Genomic DNA, 19,753 nt, shown 5'->3' on the forward strand with positions numbered 1-19,753 from the left:
CTCCTTGAAGGTTAGGTATCGGAATCCCGCAGGCTCGGGCCTTGCCCGGAGCCGCCGCCGTCGCCGCCGCGCAGCGTGTGGGCGGCAGTGGTCGCGGCATGGGTAGCCTGCTGGCGGCGGTGCATCCGCTTGGCCCAGGCCGGTTGCTGTTGCTTCTGCGAGCCTGCGGTGCCGTCTGCGGTCTGGCCGGGGCCAGCACCGTCGCTGCCGGCTTCTGTGCCGTTCCAGCCAGCGCGGAAGGAGTCGGCCACCTTCTGCCCAACAGCGGAAGCACCAGAGGTGACGCTGCGGCCTGCGGCTTGTGCGCCAGTCTTGGCGACATTGCCGAGGCCAGCCGCCGCGCCCTTGGCACCGCCGCCGGCCGCAGCGGAACCGGCCTGGAACGCCGATCGGGCACTGCCGGCCGCCGAAGTCGCGGCACGCGCACCGGCACCGGCCAGCTTTGCGGCCGCCGGGGCCATTCGTGCCCCGGCCATGACGGCGCCGCCCACGCCCGTTACGGCGGCGCCGATGGCAACGCCGGTGCCGACAGCCCCGACCGCAGCACCAGCCATCGCGCCCGCACCAAGCTGTGGCGCACCGGACACCAGGCCGGTGGCGATACCGGGGCCGAAAATGCCCAGCGCCAGCAGCGCGAGCGAGGCCAGCATCACGACCAGCGCGTGGTCGATGGATGGTTCGTCGGGATGCACCTGGAACTCGGCGAACAGGCCTGAACCGATGCCGACGATGACGGCCAGCACCAAGACCTTGATGCCTGACGACACCACGTTGCCTAGCACCTTTTCCGCGAGGAACGAGGTCTTGTTCCAGAGTGCAAACGGGATCAAGACGAAGCCGGCGAGCGTAGTCAGTTTGAACTCGATCAGCGTGATGAAAAGCTGTACGGCCAGCACGAAGAAGCAGAGGATCACCACCAGCCAGGCGATGAACAGAACCACGATAGGGTCGATGTTCACGAACACCTCGGGGAACCCAGCCATGTCCCCGATCTGTTCCAGAATCGGCGCGGCTGCGTCGATGCCGGTCTTCGCCAGCCGGCCCGGCTGAAGGAAGTTCTCCATCGTGATGGCCGAGCCGGTAGCGGTAATTCCCAAGCCGGCGAACGAGCGGAACACGATGCTCGCCAGCCAGTTGAAGTTGCCGATGATGTAGGCGAACGCGCCGACACAGAGCACCTTGCGCAGCAGCTTGGCGATCACGTCGTCGCCCTGGCCGGTGGCGTGGCTCATGGCCCAATACAGGCCAGCGATCGTCATGTCGATGACGATGAGCGTGGCGGTGAGAAATGCCACTTCGCCCTGCAATAAGCCGAAGCCCGAGTCGATGTAGCGCGAGAACGTATCGAGGAAACGGTCGATGATGGTCACGTCGTTCATGGCGAATCCTCGGGCGGAGTGAGCGGAACGGCGCCCTCTGGCAATTCATCTGCGGGCGTATCGAAGCTCGGCGGAATCGGCGGGAGTTCAGCCAGCGAGTTGTATTCATCCGGCCCGGTATGGCCGGCGAAGAAGCGCCGCCGGAAGGCTTCAGCGGCGGCGCGGCAGGCATCCTCGCCCACGGCCTGCCGGTCGGCCGCGCATTGCCCGCGCAACGCCTTGAGCCGCACCGGATCTGCGGCCAGGGCGTCGGCCAGGTTCTCGGCCGGCTGCTGGCCGCACGCGGTCAGCAGCACGGCCATCAGGACGGAAGCGCATCGCATGGCCGCCTCCGGTCAGTTGTTATAGAAGTTGACGGACTGCGGCGTGTACGGCGTGCCGGTGCCCAGAAAGCGCCGCCGCACTTCGCGGGCGCGCTCCATAGCCGCCGCTTGCCGCGCCAGTTCCAGTGAAGCGGCCCGGTCTTGCGTGATCTGGAGCTGCTGCGCCTGGATCGACTGCTTGGCCTGCAAAGCCAGGAGCTGGTTCGTCGCCTGCATCGCTTGCAGCGCGCCGGTGGCCGACTGGCTCTGGCTCACGAGATCGGCCAGCGCGCTTTCGTCTTGGGCGAGGTTCTGCGACACCTGCGCCTGCATCCGCATCGCGGTGTGCAAGCCGTTCAAGGTGTTCTGCCAGCGTTCGCGGGCGTCCTGTGCCATGCGGTCGCCGCTGATGGTGGCGGCGTACTGTTCCGGGTACAGGCGGGCGAACGTGGCATCCATGCTCTGCACGTCGTAGGCCAAGCCGCGCGCCTCGGCGATCAGGCGCTCGGTGGTGGCGAGCGTCGAGCGCAGGCGGTTGACGATGTTGAAGTCGAGATTTGCCAGGTTCCTGGCCTGGTTCATCAACATCTGCGCCTCGTTCTGAAGCTGGTTGATCTGGTTGTTGATCTGTTCCAGCGTGCGCACGGCGGTCAGCGTGTTCTGCACGAAGTTGGACGGGTCGAACACCGTCAGCGCGGATGCGGGCTGCACGGCCAGCAGCGATACCGACAGCACGGCAGCGAGTGAGACAGAGAGCAAACGGGGCTTGGTCTTCATGGTGAAACCTCCAGCGGTTGAGAAGCGAGAAAGGAAGCTGCCGCCGGAGCGGACGGCAGCAGGTCGGCGGCCCAGCCGAGGCCGCGATGGCGCAGCCACGCGCCGGCGAAGCCGGGAGCGCCGGCCTGCGTCAGCACGCGGTCAATATCGCGTTGGTCTTGAGGGGTGGATGCGCCCGCGAATGCGAGCGCGACAGGCCCCAGGTCGAGGTCGAACAGGCGATTGCCGAGGCGCGACTGGTAGTAGTAATCGCGCTTGGGCTGTGCGGTCGCCACGATCTCAATCTGGCGGCTGTTCAAGCCGAAGCCTTCGTAGATCGTGCGAATCTGCGGCTCGGTGGCCTGCGGGTTAGGTAAGAAGATCCTGCTCGCGCAGCTTTCGATGATGGCTGGCGCGATGGTCGAGTCCTTGATGTCGGCCAGCGACTGCGTGGCAAAGATGACGCTGACGTTCTTTTTTCTGAGCGTCTTGAGCCATTGCCGGATGCGGGCCGCGAAGGACGGCTCATCGAGGAACAGCCACGCTTCATCGAGGATCAGCAGCGTGGGCGCGCCGTCAAAACGTTCGTCGAAGCGGGCGAACAGGTAGCGCAGCACTGCTTGCACGGCGGCGGGGCTGTGCATCAGTTCTTCCATCTCAAAGCCCTGCACGTCGGCCATGCCCAGCCGGTCGTGGTCAGCGTCCAGCAGCTTGCCGTGGGCGCCGCCCAACACATAGGGCGCGAGCGCTTGGCGCAGCGCGTTGGACTGCAATAACACCGACAAGCCGGTCATGGTGCGCTGCTCCACTGGCGCACCGGCAAGGCTTCGCAGCGCCGACCAAATGGCAGCCTTCTCGTCCGGGCCGACCGTCACGCCTTCGTGCAGCAGCCGGCCCTCCACCCATTCGGCGGCCCAGGTGCGGTAGCCCTCGTGGGCTATTCGCGCGAGTGGCTGGAAGGCGATGCCGCCATCGGCACCGAGGTCGTAGTGCTCACCGCCAAGGCCGAGGATGGTGGCGCGCATCGAGCGCCCCATGTCGAAGGCGAAGATCCGCGAGCCGAAGTAGCGCCGGAACTGCATGGCCAATATGGCGAGCAGCACCGACTTGCCCATGCCGGTCGGCCCGGCGACAAGGGTGTGCCCCACGTCGCCGATGTGCGTCACCAGCCGGAACGGCGTCGCGCCATCGGTGCGGGTGACGATCAGCGGCGGGCCATCGAGGTGTTCGTTCTTCTCCGGCCCAGCCCATACCGCTGACATCGGCATCATGTGCGCCAGGTTCAGCGTCGAAACGATGGGCTGACGCACGTTCGCGTATGCGTTGCCGGGGACGGACGACAGCCAGGCATCGACTGCGTTGAGGGTTTCGGGGATGGTCACGAAACCCCGGCCCTGGATGACGCGCTCCACCATGCGCAGCTTCTCGTCGGCCACGGCCGGGTCGGCGTCGAGCACCGTCACCGTGGCGGTGAGGTAGCCGAAGGCGACTTGATCGCTGCCCAGCTCCTGCAAGGCGGCATCGGCGTCGGCGGCCTTGTTGCTGGCATCGGTATCGACCAGCGGGCTTTCCTGCTGAAAGATCGTTTCGCGCAGCAGCGCGATGACGTTCTTGCGCTTGGCGAACCATTGGCGCCGCAAGCGCCCCAATTCCCGTTCCGCCTCGGCTTTGTCCAGGCACAGGAAGCGCGTACTCCAGCGATACGCAAAGCCCAGGCGGTTGAGGTCGTCCAAGATCCCCGGCCAGGTCGAGGTCGGGAAGCCTCGTACCGACACCACGCGCAGGTGCTGATCGCCCAGCATGGGCGCCAGGCCGCCGACCAGCGCGGCATCGGCCAGCAGTGCGTCGATATGGAACGGCACGTCGGGCACGCCGACGCGATAGCGCCGCGTGGAGACTGTGGCATGCAGGTAGGTCAGCGTCTGGCTATCGTCCAGCCAGGCAATCTCCGGCATCACACCATCGAGCAGGTCGAACACGCGATCGGTCTCTGCCACGAAGGAATCAAGCCGACCACGCCAGTCCACACCCTCAGTGGGCCGGTTCTCGTACAGCATCCCAGCCGCACGGGCGCGAGACTCTTGCGGCGGTAGGTGTTGCAACGTGAAGTGATAGACGCTCTCGAAATGGCCATCCGACTCCTCGAACGCCGCGCGTCGCTCCTCATCCACCAGCCAGGACAGTGGTTCGGGAAAGGAGGATTGCGGATAGCTCGATGCCCGCATCCGCTCGGCCTCGATATAGAAGGCCCAGCCAGACCCGGTACGGCGAAGCGCGTTGTTCTGCCGCGCCGACGTGGCAATCAGCTCGCCCTGTGTCGCACTGTCCAAGTCGGGGCCGCGAAACTGGAACGTGCGTTGAAACGAACCATCTTTGTTCAGCACAACGCCCGGCGCGACCAGCCCGGCCCAGGGCAGCCAGTCGGCAAGCAAGGCCGGGCGCTGACGATATTCGGCAAGGTTCAGCATGGCGTCCTCCCCTCACACGTCCAGAAGCGGGCGGTGTTTGATATGCCGCGCGAAGACCTGCATGAACTGCGGATCGACGCGCGCACCCCATACGGCCAGCGAGTGGCCGACGATCCAGAGCACCACGCCGGGAATCCACAGTTGCAGGCCCAGCCCGACGGCGGCGGCTAGCGTGCCGTTGGCAATCGCCACGGTGCGCGGCGCACCGCCCAGCAGGATCGGCTCGGTCAGCGAGCGATGCAGCGGCACTTCAAAGCCCGGAAGATCGGTGGCCTTACTCATACGACGGCCCCTCCGGAGAAGCTGAAGAACGACAGGAAGAACGAGGACGCGGCGAACGCGATGGACAGGCCGAACACGATCTGGATCAGCTTGCGAAAGCCGCCGCTGGTATCACCGAACGCCAGCGCAAGCCCCGTCGAGATGATGATGATCACCGCCACGATCCGGGCGACTGGCCCTTGGATGGATTCGAGGATGGAGGTCAGCGGCCCTTCCCACGGCATCGAGGAACCGGCGGCCTGCGCCGTGCCCGCCAGCAACAGCATCAGCGCGGCCAGCAGCAGCCCTTGCCCTGCGGGACGGGCCAGGTGGCGCAGCCGCGCCATGCTGGACAGGCGAGAAATAGGATTTACGGAAAGACGGAAAGCATCAACGTGCGTCATGGCAGTTCTCCAGGTTGGTCAGGGGTCGAGGAAGGCGCAGCGGCAGCGGCTGCAAGAGGAACCGGCGGCAGCTCGGGAAACGGCGTTTCCAGCGCATCTGTCAGGCGATAGCCCGCACCGTCGAAGCCGACGACACGGGAGATGGTTTCGACGTGACGTTTGCGGCCACGGCCTGCGATGTGAATCACCACGTTGACCGCCTCGGCGATCAGGGCGCGGGGCGGATTCACTGCCACTTCGAGGATCAGTTGCTCCAGACGCAGCAGTGCGCCCAAGGCGGAGCCGGCATGGATGGTGGCAATGCCGCCGGGGTGGCCGGTGCCCCAGACCTTCACCAAGTCCAGGGCTTCGCCGCCACGCACTTCGCCGACGATCACGCGGTCAGGCCGCAGGCGCATCGTGGCCCGCACCAGCTCGGTCATTGTGACGACGCCGGCGCGGGTGCGCAGCGGCACATGGTCGCGGGCCGCGCATTGCAGCTCGATGGTGTCTTCGAGCACCAGCACGCGGTCGCCTGTGGCGGCGATCTCGGCCAGCAGCGCGTTCGCCAGCGTGGTCTTGCCGGTGCTGGTGCCGCCGGCGATCAGGATGTTCTGCCGCTCGCGCACGGCGCGGCGCAGGAACTCGGCCTGCCCGGCGGTCAGGATGCCGTCGGCCACGTAGCGATCCAGGCCGATGATGCTCACGGCCCGCTTGCGTAGCGCGAAGGCTGGCCCCGGGGCGGCCGGAGGCAGGATGCCCTCGAAACGCTCGCCGGTTTCCGGCAACTCGGCGGTCAAGAGCGGCTGGCCGCGATGCACCTCCGCGCCGACATGCGCGGCGACCAGGCGGATGATGCGTTCACCATCGGCCTCGGGCATCTCCACGCCCAGCGGCGAGCGACCCGACGACAGCCGATCCACCCACAGGGTGCGATCGGGGTTGAGCATGATTTCCACAACATCCGGATCTTCGAGCGCAGCGGCGATCAGCGGCCCCATCGCCGTGCGCAGCATCTGGATGCGGCGATCCTGGGACGCCGCGGCGGATGAGCGAGATTCAGGCGGAATCTGCGGAACGGCACTCATGACGCACGCTCTGCAGCTCGCTCATCGGCGGACGCCATCGCTGCTGCGTCATCCATCCGCATCGGATCGGGGTGCAGTTCCTCCACCACGTCGCGCACCAGACTGCGGCCACGCAGCAGGTGGCGACCCAACTGCTCGACGAACTGCTCGAAGCGCGCTTTGCCCTGGGCGCGGGCCGCGTCCTTGTGGGCTTCTGGCACCGGCGTGCTGATGGTCAAGAAATAGCGGATGAACAGCGCCAGCGTTTCGATCTGGATGTTCTGGTCGCGCTCCATGCGTTCGGTCTGCCGCGACAGTCGATCCAGCCGCTTGGCAATGGCGGCCTCACGCTGGTCGCCCGCATCGGGTGACAGCCAGGACGCCAAGGCCGCTGCGACGATGGAGGACTTGGACACGCCTTTCTTGGCGGCAAGTTCATCCAGGCGCTTGGCGTGCTCGGGCTGGATGAAAAGATTGAGGCGGTATTGGCTCATAGGTCGATTCCGTCGTTGGGGTCGAGAGAAGCCAGCCGGGCCGTGCGCTGCATGGCCGGGTCGAGCTGGCCGGGAAGCGGGAGCGCCAGGTCGTCGTCATCGAGCAGCTCCAGGTCGTTCGCACACGCGTCCAACTCGGGCTCGTAGGCGACGGTTTCGGAGAGTTCGAGCTGGCGGCGCGGGCCGCCGTCATCGGTGCCGCCCGGACCATCGGCGGATACCGAGGTCGGCGCCGTAGGTACGGCCGGGATCGCCAAGCCGCTCCAGTCGTCGGGGCGGGCTGGCGGCGCGTCGGCGTACCTCCCGACTGCGAGCACGGGCGGTGGCAGGACGCGATCCTTGAAATTGGCGTCGACGTAGTAACGCAGCTTCTTCGCGCGGATCGGGGCAACGCTGGACACCATGACTACGGCGTCCTCAGGTGGAAGCTGCATCACCTCGCCGGGCGTCAGCAGCGGACGTGCAGTTTCCTGACGCGACACCATCAGGTGCCCCAGCCACGGAGCGAGGCGGTGGCCCGCGTAGTTGCGCTGCGCGCGAAGCTCGGTGGCGGTGCCGAGGGTTTCGGAAATCCTTTTCGCCGTCCTTTCGTCGTTGGTGGCGAAAGTCACCCGGACATGGCAGTTGTCGAGGATGGAATGGTTCTGCCCATACGCCTTGTCGATCTGGTTCAGGCTTTGAGCGATGAGAAAGCTGCGGATGCCGTAGCCGGCCATGAAGGCAAGCGCGGACTCGAAAAAATCGAGGCGACCCAGCGCCGGAAACTCGTCCAGCATCAGCAGCAGCTTGTGCCGGCGCGCGATGCCATCGCTGCCGTCGAGCGATTCGGTCAGCCGCCGCCCGATCTGGTTCAAGATGAGCCGGATCAGCGGCTTGGTGCGGCTTATGTCGGAGGGCGGCACCACCAGATAGAGCGATACCGGGTGCTCGGCGGAAATCAGGTCGGCGATGCGCCAATCGCAGCGCGATGTGACTTCGGCCACGGTCGGGTCGCGGTACAGGCCGAGAAACGACATGGCGGTGGAGAGCACGCCCGATCGCTCGTTGTCCGACTTGTTGAGCACTTCGCGGGCAGCGGATGCGACAACCGGGTGAGGCGCATCGCCCAGGTGCTTCGTCGTCATCATCCGGTGCAGCGTCAGCTCGAACGGACACGCCGGGTCGCTGAGGAAGTTGGCGACGCCGCGCAGCGTCTTGTCCTCGCCTGCGTACAGAACATGCAAGATTGCACCGACCAGTAGCGCGTGGCTGGTCTTCTCCCAATGATTGCGCTTCTCTAACGCACCTTCAGGGTCAACCAGAATGTCGGCGATGTTCTGCACGTCGCGCACTTCATGTGCGCCGCGCCGGACTTCAAGCAGCGGGTTGTAGGCGGCCGACTGCCTATCGGTGGGGTTGAAAAGCAGGCAGTGCGAAAAGCGCGAACGCCAGCCCGCCGTGATCTTCCAGTTCTCTCCCTTAATGTCGTGAATGACGGCGGACGCCGGCCACGAAAGCAACGTAGGCACCACCAAGCCCACGCCCTTGCCCGAGCGCGTGGGTGCGAAGCTCAGGACATGTTCCGGCCCCTCATGTCGGAGGTATTGGTCGTCGTGTTGGCCGAGGAAGACGCCCGCCGGGAGGGTCAGTCCAGCTTTGCGGATGTCGACGGCATCGGCCCAGCGTGCCGAACCATAAGTCGTAACCAGCCGCGACTGCCGAGAACGCCATACCGACATGGCGATGGCGACGAGTAAAGCGAACAAACCGCTACCACCCGCAATCGCACCGCCTGTGTCGAAGACGTGCGGCGCGTAGGCATCAAAGAAGAACCACCATTCGAACAAGCGCCACGGGTGATAAACCGGTACACCTAGAAGATCGAACCAGGGCGATCCGAGGCGTACTTGATAGCCAAGGGTCGCTGCTGTCCATTGTGTGGCGCCCCAGACGCCGGCGATCACGATGCCGATTACCACAGCGATCTGGCCGAACAGAACGTTCGTCCCTTGCATGACCTGTCCTCCGATTTCTCCTGCGCTGGTGTCTCATTGAAAGCGTTGCACAGGGGGTGTCGCAGGCGTCAGGATCGGTTCTGGGCTAGTGCCGGTCAAAGACCGTTCGCAGCACAATGGTCGAGGGAAAAGAAAGAATGAGCGCGGTGGCGAGTCAAAGAAAAGCGCCGCAAGCGAAAGCGCACTGCGGCGCATACAGAGTTCCAAGCAAGTTACCCAAAAAAAGCCGTCAATGGGCCTTGCTTCCACTCATAGGCAATATTTAGATATCATGAAAAACGATGATATTTAAGATTGGAATAAAAATGAAAAATATCAAGAGTATGGATCTCAACTTGCTCAAGGCGCTGGACGCATTGTTAGACGAACGCAATGTGACACGGGCGGCGGCCCGTCTGGGACTAACCCAGCCGGCCTTGAGTGGCATGCTGACGCGGTTGCGCGAGAGCTTCGGTGACCCGCTTTTCGCGCGCTCGCAGCGGGGTATCGTTCCAACGCAGCGGGCGCTGGATCTAGGGATGCCTGTCAAGCAGGTGCTCGCCGAAATCGACGCGCTGCTCCAGCCACCTTCCTTCAATCCGGCCACCGCACAACTGACCTTCTCCATCGCCGCGACGGACTATGCGCTGCGTGCCGTTGCTGTCCCATTTCTATCGGCACTTAAACGGCACGCACCGCGTGTACGAGTCTCATTAGTGCCAGTCGAGAGCGGGCAGCTACAGAACCAGCTTGAGCGCGGTCAGATCGATTTAGCCCTCCTGACGCCAGAGATCACTCCGCCAAATCTGCATGCCCGAGAGCTGTTCAAGGAACACTATGTGTGTGTCCTGCGGGAAGACCATCCTGCGGCTATGGGGCGCAAGCTGACCGTTAAACAGTTCTGTGCTCTCGACCATGCGCTTGTTTCCTACGATGGTGGAGGTTTCCGCGGCGTCACCGACGATGCGCTAGAACAGTTGGGCAAACGACGCAGCGTCACACTGTCGGTCAAGAGCTTTCTGATCTTGCCAGACATCCTGCGTGCCAGTGACATGGTTGCGATCTTGCCGAGCCGCTTGGTCGCCGGTATGGACAAGCTGGCTATCTCCCTGCCGCCGGTGAAGATACCGGGGTTCACCAAGACGGCTGCTTGGCACGAACGCACCCATCACGATCCAGCACATCGCTGGATACGAGCACTGCTGTTCACTTCCTGTGCTAACAACAAGTAGGCAAGATCGCTCCTATCGTCATGCTCAGCACAACTCTACCTCGCACTACAAATAAGCAATCAGTCGGCTCAATTGGAGACGCGCCCTTTCGTAGCGCCGCTGCGAGATAGCCTAGTCGGTGGATGGCAGAACCTAGGCCTTGATATCATATTTTATGATATCAAAAATAGAAACTTAGGATTTCACTTATTGCAGATGGAGGCTCATGATTTGCTCCATGACCACTTGAATGACGCAGCCACCCCTGTTGCGTCATCGACATTTTGTGAAGGAGCTTCGATATGAGCAAGCAACAGAACGCCATCCTCTGGCCCGAAGGCTACACGCCGGGCTTTACTGAGAATTTCGCCTCCAATGAGATCATCGCCGCCGGCTTGAGCGCGGCCGACGTATGGCCTCTACTCGTCACACCATCGCTGTGGCCAAGCTACTACGCCAACTCGGCTAACGTGTGCTTTCATGACGGCAAAGGCCCGGTACTGGCCGACGGCGATCGGTTTTACTTCGAGACCTTCGGCTTCCCGGTAGAGGGGCAGTGCAACGAATACGTGCCACCTGCGGATGGGCAACCCGGCCGCGTGGCCTGGCACGGCTGGTCCGGCGAGGAAGGCACAGATACGCGCCTGGATGTGCATCACGCCTGGCTGGTTGAGAACCTGGACGGCAGGCGCGTGCGCATCCTCACGCAGGAAACTCAGAAGGGCAAACCGGCCGAGGAGCTGCACAACGCCAAACCCAACCCGATGATCAACGGCCATCAGGACTGGCTCGACAGCTTGGTCGAGGCAGCGCGCAAAGCCAAGCAGGCGTAGTGGTCTCCGGCCGCTTGATCCCAAGCGTCTGAACGGAGAAAACCATGATGAGAACTCCCCTCAGGATTCTGCTGGTCCTGACTTCGCAGGCAACGATGGGCGACGAACTGCTCAACCGCGAATGGTTCCGCAGTCGGACCGAAGCGAAGGTGCTGATCGAACGTTGGCGACAGTTCTACAACGAGCAGCGGCCGCATAGCGCGCATGCTTACAAACCGCCGGCGACGATCCGGCGCAACTGGATCCAATCCGATAGCATCCCCTCCGAACTCACTGCCTGACTGGCTACAAAGTTCGTACTCAGGTCACCTTGGCGCAGGCACTGAAGGTGGAGCCACCCGGAATGGGTGCTCCCACCGCCTTACGCGCACTGGCTCGAACTCTCCCGAGGCGCCGGCAAGCTCGTCACATAGCGACTAGAGAGAGGAGGTGACCGTACGAGTTCCCAGCGCCCGATCCACTCTGGGAGCTGGGTCGCCTAGCGACTACGCTACCAATGGAGCTAGCGATCAACTCGATAACTTGAGCGTGATAACGCCCAGGATGATCAACGCCACGCCAAGGTATCGCATCAGGGAGGTTGGGTCGCCATAGAAATGAATTCCGACTAAGAAAGTTCCCGCCGCTCCGATACCCGTCCACACCGCATAAGCAGTCCCAATCGGTATCTGACGCTGAGCAAGCCATAGGAAGGCGCCGCTAATTGTCATGAAAGAGACGGCTACTGCGACCCCACTCCAACGCGATGTTGGCTCTTGCGCCATTTTCAGCCCGACCGGCCATCCGATTTCAAACAATCCAGCCAAAACAAGATAGATCCAACCCATTGCGATTCTCCTTCAAATTTTTCATATCCGGCATACATACTCCGGCATGACCACCAGCTTAGAACTTCGGCGGCTCTTTAGGCGTGGTGTGGGGCACATCGCCATCTTCGTAAAAGCGCTTTCGCGTAGCCTCGGCAACCCGGTTACATAGTTGGTCGCCCAGCATTGGTCGATCCAACTTGCATTGCTTGCGCAACTCTTTCAGACGCTCAGGATTGAGCGCTAATTCATCGACTGTCGGAAGGTTGGCTTTATCTGGTTTCCCAGATGGGCTGCAGGCTGCCAATGTCGAGGAAAGCAATATGAGAGCAATCTTCTTCATGGTTAATTTTCTTTGGGAGATTGTGTGATGGTTTACCGCCGACCTTTGGCATCTGGAGATTTGATCGAATGAACGCGTTCCATGAAGCGAGTCAGCATTTCTGACGGCTCGCTGGCCGGCCGTAGTAGATAGGTCGTGAGCATTGGCGAACGTCCAGTCAGCGGCCGTGCGACCACCCCCTGTTCCCTGCTGGCTGTGATATGCGCGCCTCCTGTGAGGCCTAGTGCAAGTCCCGCCGAAACCAGGACCATCATTAGATCGCTGGAAGTCACGCGTTCGGCAATCAGTGGCTCTATGTCCACGCGACGTAGCACCCGTTCAACTTGCCGAGCATGGCCCTCACACGCCACCGCGTCGCAGAGCACCAGCGGATACCGCAACAGCTCTTCTAGGGGAATCTGTTTGTGGGATAGCAAGGGGTGCCGTGCGGGCACAGCTACCATCAGAGGGTCACTCCACACCGGCACGGCGATGATGCCTTCGCCGACTTCATCCGATTGAGCGAAGCCGAGATCGTACAGTTCGCCACACAATCCCTTGATTTGCTGTGCCAAAGGCACCTCGAAGAAGCGAACTTCCACTTCCGGCTCTTCCTGCCGGCAGAGCGCCAACAACGCAGGCAGGCGCGATGGCGTGATTCCATCAGACAATGCAATACGGAGCTGGCAATGAAAGCCATTGGCTGCGGCGTTCACACTGTCGCGCGCCTGCTGCAAAGCTGCGAAGACACGCGGCACGCTCTCAAAGAAGAGCCTGCCCGCACGAGTCAAGCGGGTGCTCCGAGTGGTTCTCGCAAATAGCGCTACGCCCAACTCTTCCTCAAGTTCCTTGATGGCGCGCGACAGCGGCGATGTCTCTATGTGGAGGCGCTCTGCGGCTCGGGCAAAGTGCAGCTCCTCTGCCACCGCCAGAAAGTAGCGCAGGTGTCGAATTTCCATGTTCGCATTCCTCATCACTCAGGCCTCACCACCTTCGCCTTGCGTCACGCTATTTAGCTAGCCTTCGCAAGCTGCTCCAGCATGTTTCTGCGATCAAACAGGAGAGCCGGATAATGCTTTTGCCAGGACGCCCCATTGCATGGCTGTCTCGGCCCGCGTGCGGATCAGCGAAGCCTGCGCTGACAGCACCCCGGCCTCAGCCTCGGCCACCACCGTGGCGTCCACTTGTCCCGCCTCGAACAGACGTCGGCTGCGATCGAGCTGACGCTCCGCGACTGCGACACCCTCGGCCTGATGCTCCAGTGCTGCGTGCTGCGTATGCCAACCGAGATATGCGTTCTCTACGTCCTGCAAAGCACTCAACAAAGTGCGCTCGAACTCCGCACGGGCAGCTCGGCTGCGCGCCTCTCCGGTCTCGATGCCGGCACGGATCGCGCCACCATCGAAGATCGGCAACGACACCCCGGCCCCAAGTGAAAAAATGTTTCCAGTGATGCGGGTTCCCACACTCTCTACGCGCTGCCGTCCGCCGCTCAGGTCCAACACCAGCCTGGGGAAGCGTTCGCCTTCGGCTGCGTTCCAGCGCGCGGTTTCGGCGGCGAACTTCGCTTCGGCGGCGCGCACGTCGGGCCGCTCACTCAGCAGGTCCGCAGGTATGCGTGTCGGTGTCCAGTCCGGGACGGCGAGCGACGCAAGAGTTGGGGAAGCTGCAGGCGCTCCGGGCGTTTGTCCCACTAGTACATCGAGTGCATGCGTCGCCTCGCCGCGCGCACGCCGCAGTTGCTCTTGCTCCACGCGCAGTGCGACGACGCCGGCGCGGGTACGCTCGATGTCGAAGCCGGTAGCTTGTCCGGCCTCGAACTTCCGTTGCATCAGCAAGACGAGTCGTTCTGCGGATGCCAGCCGCGCCGCGGCTAGCGCTTCGAGCTCACTGGCTTGGCGCTGCTGCACAGCCGCCGACACTGTTTCAAACGCGACCTGCCACCGCGTGGCAACCCACGCTTGTTCGGCTGCCACCGCATCCAGGCGCGCACCTTCTGCTGCCTGCGAAAGCCGTCCCGACAGGTCTGCCTCCCACGATGCGGACAACGTGGCGCGGCCATCATTGCCGATTGCAACGTTCTCTGAATAGTCGCGTCCTCGAGTTGCCTGCGTGCCCGCGGACAACGAGGGGAGCAGGGAGGCCCGTGCTCGCCGCGTGGCGGCCGATGCCTCGTCCACGCGCGCTCGCGCAATCGTCAGTTCGGTATTGCGCTCCAGCGCCGCCCGGACCAAGGCATTGAGGTGCGGATCGCCGTAGGCCGTCCACCAATCGACGGGAAGAGTACGGCGGGACGATTTGTCCAAGATGCCTTCACCTCCCTCTTCATTTGAGAAATGGGCCGGTACATCCAGGCGAGGTGGATCGGCAGAGTGCGGGGCATGGCTGCAGGCCGCAAGAAGCAGTAGCGGAGAAATCATGGCAATGAGGCGATAGCGTTCAAGAATTTGAGACATGGCAGCTCCTTGCGCTCCGAAAAAGTCTTGACGGACTGTTGTATGGCTTCTACTATACCGTCTGGACTGTATATGACTCAAGCTTTTTTGGAGCACGACCATGCCGCCCCGCGCGAAAACAAAGTTGCCCCCCCCCGTCCACTGCCCATAGCAGCGCCGATGCGCAGCCCGGCCTCCAGCAAGGAGCCCAGCGAACTCGCGACCGCATCCTGCAGGCCGCCCGCGAACTGGTGCTGGAGGAAGGTGCCAGTCGCTTGACACTGGACGCCGTCGTTGTGCGGGCCGGGTTGAGCAAAGGGGCGTTTCTCTATCACTTCAAGACCAAACGCGATTTGTTCGTGACACTGATCGACGAGATGATCCGGGCGTTCGACGCGGTACAAGCCAATCACGAGCGCAGGTTTGCCGGAGATCCGGACCCCTGGCTGTCGAGCCAGGTGGAAGCGATGCCCGACGACGAGATGCAGAAGATGGGCGCAGCGCTGCTCGCGGCAGCTGCGGAAGATCCAACACTTCTCGACCCACTGCGCGAGTGGTACCGCGTGCAGTACGAACGCGTGCGTCGATCCCCGCGTGGCACCGAGACCGCGGCACTCATCATGCTGGCATTGGATGGCGCCCTGTTCGCCGATCTTCTGGGTTTGCCAATACTCGCACCCGCAGAGCGGCGGCATTTCTTTCGGGCGCTCCAGGATCTCGCCTCGGGCCATCTCGAACTTGTCCCGGCAAAAGGACGCACATGAGTCGCGTCCGTAGCGGTGTCATGACCGCGTGCGCACCGCGCTCCTTGGCGGTTGCTTGCACACTATCCATTTCGACTCTGCTCTCAGGGTGCGGAAACTCGCAATCCACCGTATCCGAGCCTCCGCGCGCAGTGAAGCTCGCCGCCGCGCAGTCGGATCTCCCGCATAGCTCTCGCATCGAATTGACTGGCTCGGCGCGAGCAACCGAGCGCAGCATCCTAGGATTTGAAACAGGAGGACGGATCGCCAAGTTGAACGTCGACGTGGGTGAACGGTTCTCCCGCGGCCAAGTCCTGGCAGAACTTGATGCGCAACCTGACCGGCTTCGCGTGACACAAGCGCAAGCATCCCTGGCGGCCGCCGAAGCCGGCCTGATGGATCGACGTGTACAGACAGATCAACAGCGCCGGTTGCTCGAAAGCGAAGTCATCTCCCCTGCTGCGTTCGAGAGCGCGAAGGCGCAGCTAGCGGTCGCAGAGGGTCAAGCGCGCACTGCCAAGGCGGCGCTTGGCCTGGCCGAACGAGCACAACGTGGCACGATGATCGTCGCTCCTTTCGATGGTGTCGTGGCGGAAAAGCTGGCTTTGGCGTTCACCGACATTGCTGCTGGTGCGCCGGTATTTCAGGTCGACGGCGTGCGCAGTGGCACTGAGATCATCGCGAACGCGTCTACTACACAGGCACCTCACATAGATGTCGGCCAACGCGCAGAACTGAGCTGGAGCGGAGCCGAACAACCAATCCGAGCGGTGGTACGTCGTGTCGGTCTGCGCGCCGAAAATGGCTCGCTCCTACCCGTGGTGCTAGTGCCTGAAGATAACGCGCAAGCGCGCGCACTTCGGCCAGGTATTCCCGTACAGGTCGTGCTCGACGCACCTGCGGCAACCTCCAAGACCTCTCGGCCCGAGACTGTATCCATACCTTATGCCTCGCTGGTGCTCGGCACGAAGCCGGGCGAGGCTTCCGTCTTCGTCTACACCCCTGAAGATAAGAAGGTGCACCGTCGCGCGGTGCGCTTCACGCCGGTACAGGAAGGAGACAGCGCGCGCGTCCTCGCTGGACTCAAGCCCGGCGAGACGGTGGTTGCCGCCGGAGGAGGATGGCTCACCGATGGACAGCCAGTGACACCACTGGAAGCCACCACTCAATTGACCAAGCGCTAACGCGATCCACCAGGTTACTTCATCATGAAGATCACCGAGATGGCGCTGCGCGCCAGTCGACTTACCTACTTTGTAGCGCTCATCATTTTCGTCGCCGGCATCGCGACCTTCCTGAATTTTCCTTCTCAGGAGGAGCCGACTGTCACGGTCCGCGATGCGATGGTCACGGCGTTGAACCCGGGGCTGCCCGCCGAACGCGTTGAGCAACTCATTGCCCGGCCGATCGAGGAGCGCTTGCGCGAACTGGCAGAGGTCAAGCGCGTGACGAGCACCGTGCGCGCAGGCAGCGCCATGATCCAGGTCACGATCTGGGACCGCTACACCGACTTGGCACCGATCTGGCAGCGCGTCCGGGCCAAGGTCGCCGATTCGAAGGATGCCTTACCACAGAGCACGATGGGGCCTTTCGTCGACGAAGACTTCGGCCGCGTCGCGGTTGCCTCGATTGCGGTCACTGCACCAGGTTACTCCATGAGCGAGATGCGCGTCGCGCTCAAGCAGATGCGCGACCGCCTGTACACCGTGCCTGGTATTGAGCGCATCACTTTCTACGGCCTGCAGGAAGAGCGCGTCTATCTCGAATTCGATCGGCCTAGGCTCGCGCGATTGGAGCTGACACCACAGGGGGTGATCGACCAACTCGTCAAACAGAACGTCGTCGCTTCGGGTGGACAAATTGTTGTCGGCGGCATCAATGCAACCTTGGCGGTCAGTGGCGAAGTGCGTGACGCTCCCTCCCTGCGAGCAATGCCGATCGCGCTGCCACGACCGCAAAGTAGTACGGCGCCCGTGCCGACGATCGCATTGGGTGAACTGGCGCAGGTGAGTGTGCGGCCAGCCGATCCGCCGGAATCTGCTGCCATCTACAAAGGCCAGCCCGCTGTCGTCATGGCGGTTTCGATGGCCTCCGGTCAGAACGTGGAGCAGTTCGGAAAAGCGCTCAAAGCACGGGTTGCAGACCAGGAGAAGCTGCTGCCGGCGGGTTTCGATCTGTCATACGTCACTTTCCAGGCCGATGTCGTCAAGCACGAGATGGGCAAAATGAACCACGTCATGATGGAGACGATCATCGTCGTCCTCGGTGTCGTCGTGCTATTTCTCGGTTGGCGCACCGGGATCATCGTGGGCATGATCGTGCCGTTGACGATCCTCAGTGCACTCATCGTCATGCGCGCGATGAACATCGAGCTTCAGAACGTCTCGATGGGCGCCATCATCATTGCGCTCGGCTTGTTGGTGGACAACGGCATTGTGATTGCCGAAGACATCGAACGCCGCCTGGCCGGTGGCGAAGATCGTAAGCATGCCTGCCTCGAGGCGGGCCGCACGCTCGCCATTCCGCTGCTCACGTCCTCGCTCGTGATCGTGATCGTGTTCTCGCCGTTCTTTTTTGGCCAGAACGCCACGAGCGAGTATCTGCACAATCTCGTGGTCGTGCTGGCACTGACGTTGTTCGCTTCGTGGCTGCTGTGCCTGACTGTCACGCCCCTATTGTGCTACCACTTCGCCAAACCCCATCACAAGCAGGAGCAGGGCGACGCCTATGACACCCGCTTCTACCGTGGCTACCGGCGCGTACTGGAGTGGGTGCTCCACCATAAGGCGGTCTATGTAGCGTCGATGATCGCGGCGCTTGCCATTGCGCTGTATGGCTTCACCACCCTGCCGTACGATTTCATGCCCAAGTCCGACCGGCTTCAGTTCCAGATTCCGGTGCAGCTCGCCCCCGGTACCGACTCGCGCGAAACGCTCGCCCGCGTGAAGCAGATCAGTGGTTGGCTGGGCGACACGAACATCAATCCAGAAGTCTCCGATCACATCGGCTACGTCGCCGATGGTGGCCTGCGCTTCATCCTTAGCCTGAATCCACCACTGCCGGCATCGAACATCGCGTACTTCGTTGTCACATTGAAGCCGAAGAGCGACATCGACGCCGTCCTCGCCCGCACCCGCAGCTACTTTGCGCAAGCACATGGCGACGTGCGCGCCGAGCCCAAGCGTTTCTCGCTCGGTGCGACCGAGTCAGGGACTGCCATTTATCGCGTCAGCGGTCCGGATGAGGAGGTATTGTTGGGGGCCGCGTCCAAAATCGAAGCAGCGCTGCGCAAGCTGCCCGGCACCATCAACGTCAAGAACGATTGGGATACGCGCGTTGGCCGCATCGACGTACGGGTCGACCAGGACCGCGCGCGTCGGGCGGGCGTGACGACTGAAGACATCGCTGGCGGGCTGGATGTCCGCTACAGCGGCAGATCGATCTCGGTTATTCGCGACGGTGACACCTCCGTCCCGATCGTCCTGCGCAGTATCGTAAGCGAGCGTCGCAGCACGGCAGACGTAGGCGCGACGCTCATCTATCCCACCAACGGCGGTCCAGCGGTGACGCTGGCTCAGGTCGCAGACGTATCGCTCGCGAGCGAGCCCTCGGTCATCCAACGGCGCAATCTCATCCGCACGATCACCGTGCAAGGACAGAACACCTCTTACACCGCCCAGGAGATCATCAACCGCCTGGCGCCTAGCGTCGCTGCCCTGGACCTGCCCGCGGGCTACTCGGTTGAACTTGGCGGCGAGATCGAGGAAGCCGCCGAATCGAACGCCGCGCTGTCGACCTACATGCCCCTCGCATTTCTGGCGATGCTGATGCTGTTCGTATGGCAGTTCAATTCTTTCCGCAAGCTCGGTGTGATCCTCGCGACGATCCCTTTCACGCTTATCGGCGTGGTATTGGCTCTGAAGCTGACCGGCACACCTTTCAGCTTCATGGCGACCTTCGGCGTACTGGCCCTGTTCGGGATCATTGTCAACAACGCCGTGCTCTTGCTGGAACGCATCGACCAGGGGCTAGCGGAAGGCCTGCCACGCCATGAAGCCTTGGTTGGGGCCGCGATACAACGGCTTCGTCCAATCGTGATGACCAAGGTCACCTGCATTTCGGGACTGGTGCCACTCATGCTCTTCTCCGGACCATTATGGAAAGGGATGGCGATCGCGATGATCGGTGGGCTGGCACTCGGAACGCTGGTGACGTTGGGCTTGATTCCGCTGCTTTACGAAGTCCTGTTTGGAATCAAGCGAATTGGGCCGTGGAACCTGAGTGTCGCCACCGCGCATGGAGATCGCTCATGAGTCTCTT

General features: G+C 62.7%; 18 protein-coding genes and 1 pseudogene. 6 read left to right on the forward strand and 13 right to left on the reverse strand.

Annotation, left to right across the window (positions count from 1 at the left end; translation table 11 throughout):
* Positions 1 to 11: 11 nt before the first annotated feature.
* The 9 genes from trbL to ACZK33_RS06455 all read right to left on the reverse strand — a co-directional run bounded on the left by trbL (position 12) and on the right by ACZK33_RS06455 (position 9,104).
* Positions 12 to 1,379, reverse strand: coding sequence for a P-type conjugative transfer protein TrbL (trbL, locus tag ACZK33_RS06415; protein ID WP_023093366.1), 1,368 nt, complete (start codon positions 1,377 to 1,379; stop codon positions 12 to 14).
* The gene (locus ACZK33_RS06420) at positions 1,376 to 1,681 is read right to left on the reverse strand and encodes a hypothetical protein (protein ID WP_425479879.1); all 306 of its coding nucleotides are present in this window, start codon (positions 1,679 to 1,681) and stop codon (positions 1,376 to 1,378) included. The genes trbL and ACZK33_RS06420 overlap by 4 nt, the downstream gene beginning before the upstream one ends.
* 33 nt (positions 1,682 to 1,714) lie before the next feature.
* On the reverse strand, positions 1,715 to 2,458 hold the full coding sequence (trbJ, locus tag ACZK33_RS06425; RefSeq protein WP_003092277.1) for a P-type conjugative transfer protein TrbJ: 744 nt from the start codon (positions 2,456 to 2,458) through the stop codon (positions 1,715 to 1,717).
* Entirely contained in the window at positions 2,455 to 4,905 is a 2,451-nt protein-coding gene (trbE, locus tag ACZK33_RS06430) for a conjugal transfer protein TrbE (RefSeq protein WP_000933135.1), read from the reverse strand. Before trbE ends, trbJ begins: the two co-directional genes overlap by 4 nt.
* 12 nt (positions 4,906 to 4,917) lie before the next feature.
* Positions 4,918 to 5,187 carry a VirB3 family type IV secretion system protein gene (locus ACZK33_RS06435; RefSeq protein ID WP_003092280.1) on the reverse strand — a complete coding sequence of 90 codons (270 nt, stop codon included), beginning with the start codon at positions 5,185 to 5,187 and terminating at the stop codon, positions 4,918 to 4,920.
* Positions 5,184 to 5,570 carry a TrbC/VirB2 family type IV secretion system protein gene (locus ACZK33_RS06440; RefSeq protein ID WP_000150010.1) on the reverse strand — a complete coding sequence of 129 codons (387 nt, stop codon included), beginning with the start codon at positions 5,568 to 5,570 and terminating at the stop codon, positions 5,184 to 5,186. The genes ACZK33_RS06435 and ACZK33_RS06440 overlap by 4 nt, the downstream gene beginning before the upstream one ends.
* On the reverse strand, positions 5,567 to 6,565 hold the full coding sequence (gene trbB / locus ACZK33_RS06445; RefSeq protein ID WP_001641478.1) for a P-type conjugative transfer ATPase TrbB: 999 nt from the start codon (positions 6,563 to 6,565) through the stop codon (positions 5,567 to 5,569). The genes ACZK33_RS06440 and trbB overlap by 4 nt, the downstream gene beginning before the upstream one ends.
* 68 nt (positions 6,566 to 6,633) lie before the next feature.
* A complete protein-coding gene (locus tag ACZK33_RS06450) occupies positions 6,634 to 7,110 on the reverse strand; it encodes a ribbon-helix-helix protein, CopG family (RefSeq protein ID WP_000085131.1) in 477 nt (158 codons plus the stop codon).
* Positions 7,107 to 9,104: a conjugal transfer protein TraG gene (locus ACZK33_RS06455; protein WP_001163195.1), complete on the reverse strand. Its 1,998-nt coding sequence runs from the start codon at positions 9,102 to 9,104 to the stop codon at positions 7,107 to 7,109. The genes ACZK33_RS06450 and ACZK33_RS06455 overlap by 4 nt, the downstream gene beginning before the upstream one ends.
* Before the next feature lie 305 nt (positions 9,105 to 9,409).
* On the opposite strand from ACZK33_RS06455, the gene ACZK33_RS06460 reads away from it, so the two are divergent.
* The 3 genes and pseudogenes from ACZK33_RS06460 to ACZK33_RS06470 all read left to right on the forward strand — a co-directional run.
* Positions 9,410 to 10,315, forward strand: coding sequence for a LysR family transcriptional regulator (locus ACZK33_RS06460; RefSeq protein WP_023093368.1), 906 nt, complete (start codon positions 9,410 to 9,412; stop codon positions 10,313 to 10,315).
* Positions 10,316 to 10,596: 281 nt separating this feature from the next.
* Positions 10,597 to 11,127: an SRPBCC family protein gene (locus ACZK33_RS06465; RefSeq protein ID WP_000043569.1), complete on the forward strand. Its 531-nt coding sequence runs from the start codon at positions 10,597 to 10,599 to the stop codon at positions 11,125 to 11,127.
* 101 nt (positions 11,128 to 11,228) lie between these two features.
* A pseudogene (locus ACZK33_RS06470) lies at positions 11,229 to 11,408 on the forward strand (integrase core domain-containing protein); the annotation flags it as partial.
* Positions 11,409 to 11,636: 228 nt separating this feature from the next.
* Here ACZK33_RS06470 and ACZK33_RS06475 read toward each other — a convergent pair.
* The 4 genes from ACZK33_RS06475 to ACZK33_RS06490 form a co-directional block, all read right to left on the reverse strand.
* A complete protein-coding gene (locus tag ACZK33_RS06475; protein WP_000539741.1) occupies positions 11,637 to 11,954 on the reverse strand; it encodes a DMT family transporter in 318 nt (105 codons plus the stop codon).
* Between the two features lie 58 nt (positions 11,955 to 12,012).
* On the reverse strand, positions 12,013 to 12,276 hold the full coding sequence (locus ACZK33_RS06480) for an EexN family lipoprotein (RefSeq protein WP_000717310.1): 264 nt from the start codon (positions 12,274 to 12,276) through the stop codon (positions 12,013 to 12,015).
* Between the two features lie 32 nt (positions 12,277 to 12,308).
* Positions 12,309 to 13,214, reverse strand: coding sequence for a LysR family transcriptional regulator (locus ACZK33_RS06485; protein WP_000405670.1), 906 nt, complete (start codon positions 13,212 to 13,214; stop codon positions 12,309 to 12,311).
* A 93-nt stretch (positions 13,215 to 13,307) separates the two neighbouring features.
* A complete protein-coding gene (locus ACZK33_RS06490; RefSeq protein WP_000078291.1) occupies positions 13,308 to 14,711 on the reverse strand; it encodes an efflux transporter outer membrane subunit in 1,404 nt (467 codons plus the stop codon).
* Between the two features lie 254 nt (positions 14,712 to 14,965).
* On the opposite strand from ACZK33_RS06490, the gene ACZK33_RS06495 reads away from it, so the two are divergent.
* From ACZK33_RS06495 to ACZK33_RS06505, 3 genes are all read left to right on the forward strand, one after another.
* Positions 14,966 to 15,454 carry a TetR/AcrR family transcriptional regulator gene (locus ACZK33_RS06495; protein WP_014603541.1) on the forward strand — a complete coding sequence of 163 codons (489 nt, stop codon included), beginning with the start codon at positions 14,966 to 14,968 and terminating at the stop codon, positions 15,452 to 15,454.
* Positions 15,455 to 15,585: 131 nt separating this feature from the next.
* Positions 15,586 to 16,617: an efflux RND transporter periplasmic adaptor subunit gene (locus tag ACZK33_RS06500; RefSeq protein ID WP_225984323.1), complete on the forward strand. Its 1,032-nt coding sequence runs from the start codon at positions 15,586 to 15,588 to the stop codon at positions 16,615 to 16,617.
* 24 nt (positions 16,618 to 16,641) lie between these two features.
* A complete protein-coding gene (locus tag ACZK33_RS06505) occupies positions 16,642 to 19,746 on the forward strand; it encodes an efflux RND transporter permease subunit (protein WP_478454276.1) in 3,105 nt (1,034 codons plus the stop codon).
* Positions 19,747 to 19,753: the final 7 nt, after the last annotated feature.

The organism is Stenotrophomonas sp. 86156_Sma (assembly GCF_056481625.1).

What these genes read in the sequence shown, in the direction of transcription:
- trbJ (WP_003092277.1), bottom strand. Translation starts at nt 2,458, where the DNA reads ATGAAGACCAAGCCCCGTTTGCTCTCTGTCTCACTCGCTGCCGTGCTG.
- ACZK33_RS06440 (WP_000150010.1), bottom strand. Translation starts at nt 5,570, where the DNA reads ATGACGCACGTTGATGCTTTCCGTCTTTCCGTAAATCCTATTTCTCGC.
- ACZK33_RS06450 (WP_000085131.1), bottom strand. Translation starts at nt 7,110, where the DNA reads ATGAGCCAATACCGCCTCAATCTTTTCATCCAGCCCGAGCACGCCAAG.
- ACZK33_RS06485 (WP_000405670.1), bottom strand. Translation starts at nt 13,214, where the DNA reads ATGGAAATTCGACACCTGCGCTACTTTCTGGCGGTGGCAGAGGAGCTG.
- ACZK33_RS06475 (WP_000539741.1), bottom strand. Translation starts at nt 11,954, where the DNA reads ATGGGTTGGATCTATCTTGTTTTGGCTGGATTGTTTGAAATCGGATGG.
- ACZK33_RS06435 (WP_003092280.1), bottom strand. Translation starts at nt 5,187, where the DNA reads ATGAGTAAGGCCACCGATCTTCCGGGCTTTGAAGTGCCGCTGCATCGC.
- trbL (WP_023093366.1), bottom strand. Translation starts at nt 1,379, where the DNA reads ATGAACGACGTGACCATCATCGACCGTTTCCTCGATACGTTCTCGCGC.
- ACZK33_RS06455 (WP_001163195.1), bottom strand. Translation starts at nt 9,104, where the DNA reads ATGCAAGGGACGAACGTTCTGTTCGGCCAGATCGCTGTGGTAATCGGC.
- trbB (WP_001641478.1), bottom strand. Translation starts at nt 6,565, where the DNA reads ATGCTGCGCACGGCGATGGGGCCGCTGATCGCCGCTGCGCTCGAAGAT.
- ACZK33_RS06465 (WP_000043569.1), top strand. Translation starts at nt 10,597, where the DNA reads ATGAGCAAGCAACAGAACGCCATCCTCTGGCCCGAAGGCTACACGCCG.
- ACZK33_RS06505 (WP_478454276.1), top strand. Translation starts at nt 16,642, where the DNA reads ATGAAGATCACCGAGATGGCGCTGCGCGCCAGTCGACTTACCTACTTT.
- ACZK33_RS06480 (WP_000717310.1), bottom strand. Translation starts at nt 12,276, where the DNA reads ATGAAGAAGATTGCTCTCATATTGCTTTCCTCGACATTGGCAGCCTGC.
- ACZK33_RS06460 (WP_023093368.1), top strand. Translation starts at nt 9,410, where the DNA reads ATGAAAAATATCAAGAGTATGGATCTCAACTTGCTCAAGGCGCTGGAC.
- ACZK33_RS06490 (WP_000078291.1), bottom strand. Translation starts at nt 14,711, where the DNA reads ATGTCTCAAATTCTTGAACGCTATCGCCTCATTGCCATGATTTCTCCG.
- ACZK33_RS06420 (WP_425479879.1), bottom strand. Translation starts at nt 1,681, where the DNA reads ATGGCCGTGCTGCTGACCGCGTGCGGCCAGCAGCCGGCCGAGAACCTG.
- trbE (WP_000933135.1), bottom strand. Translation starts at nt 4,905, where the DNA reads ATGCTGAACCTTGCCGAATATCGTCAGCGCCCGGCCTTGCTTGCCGAC.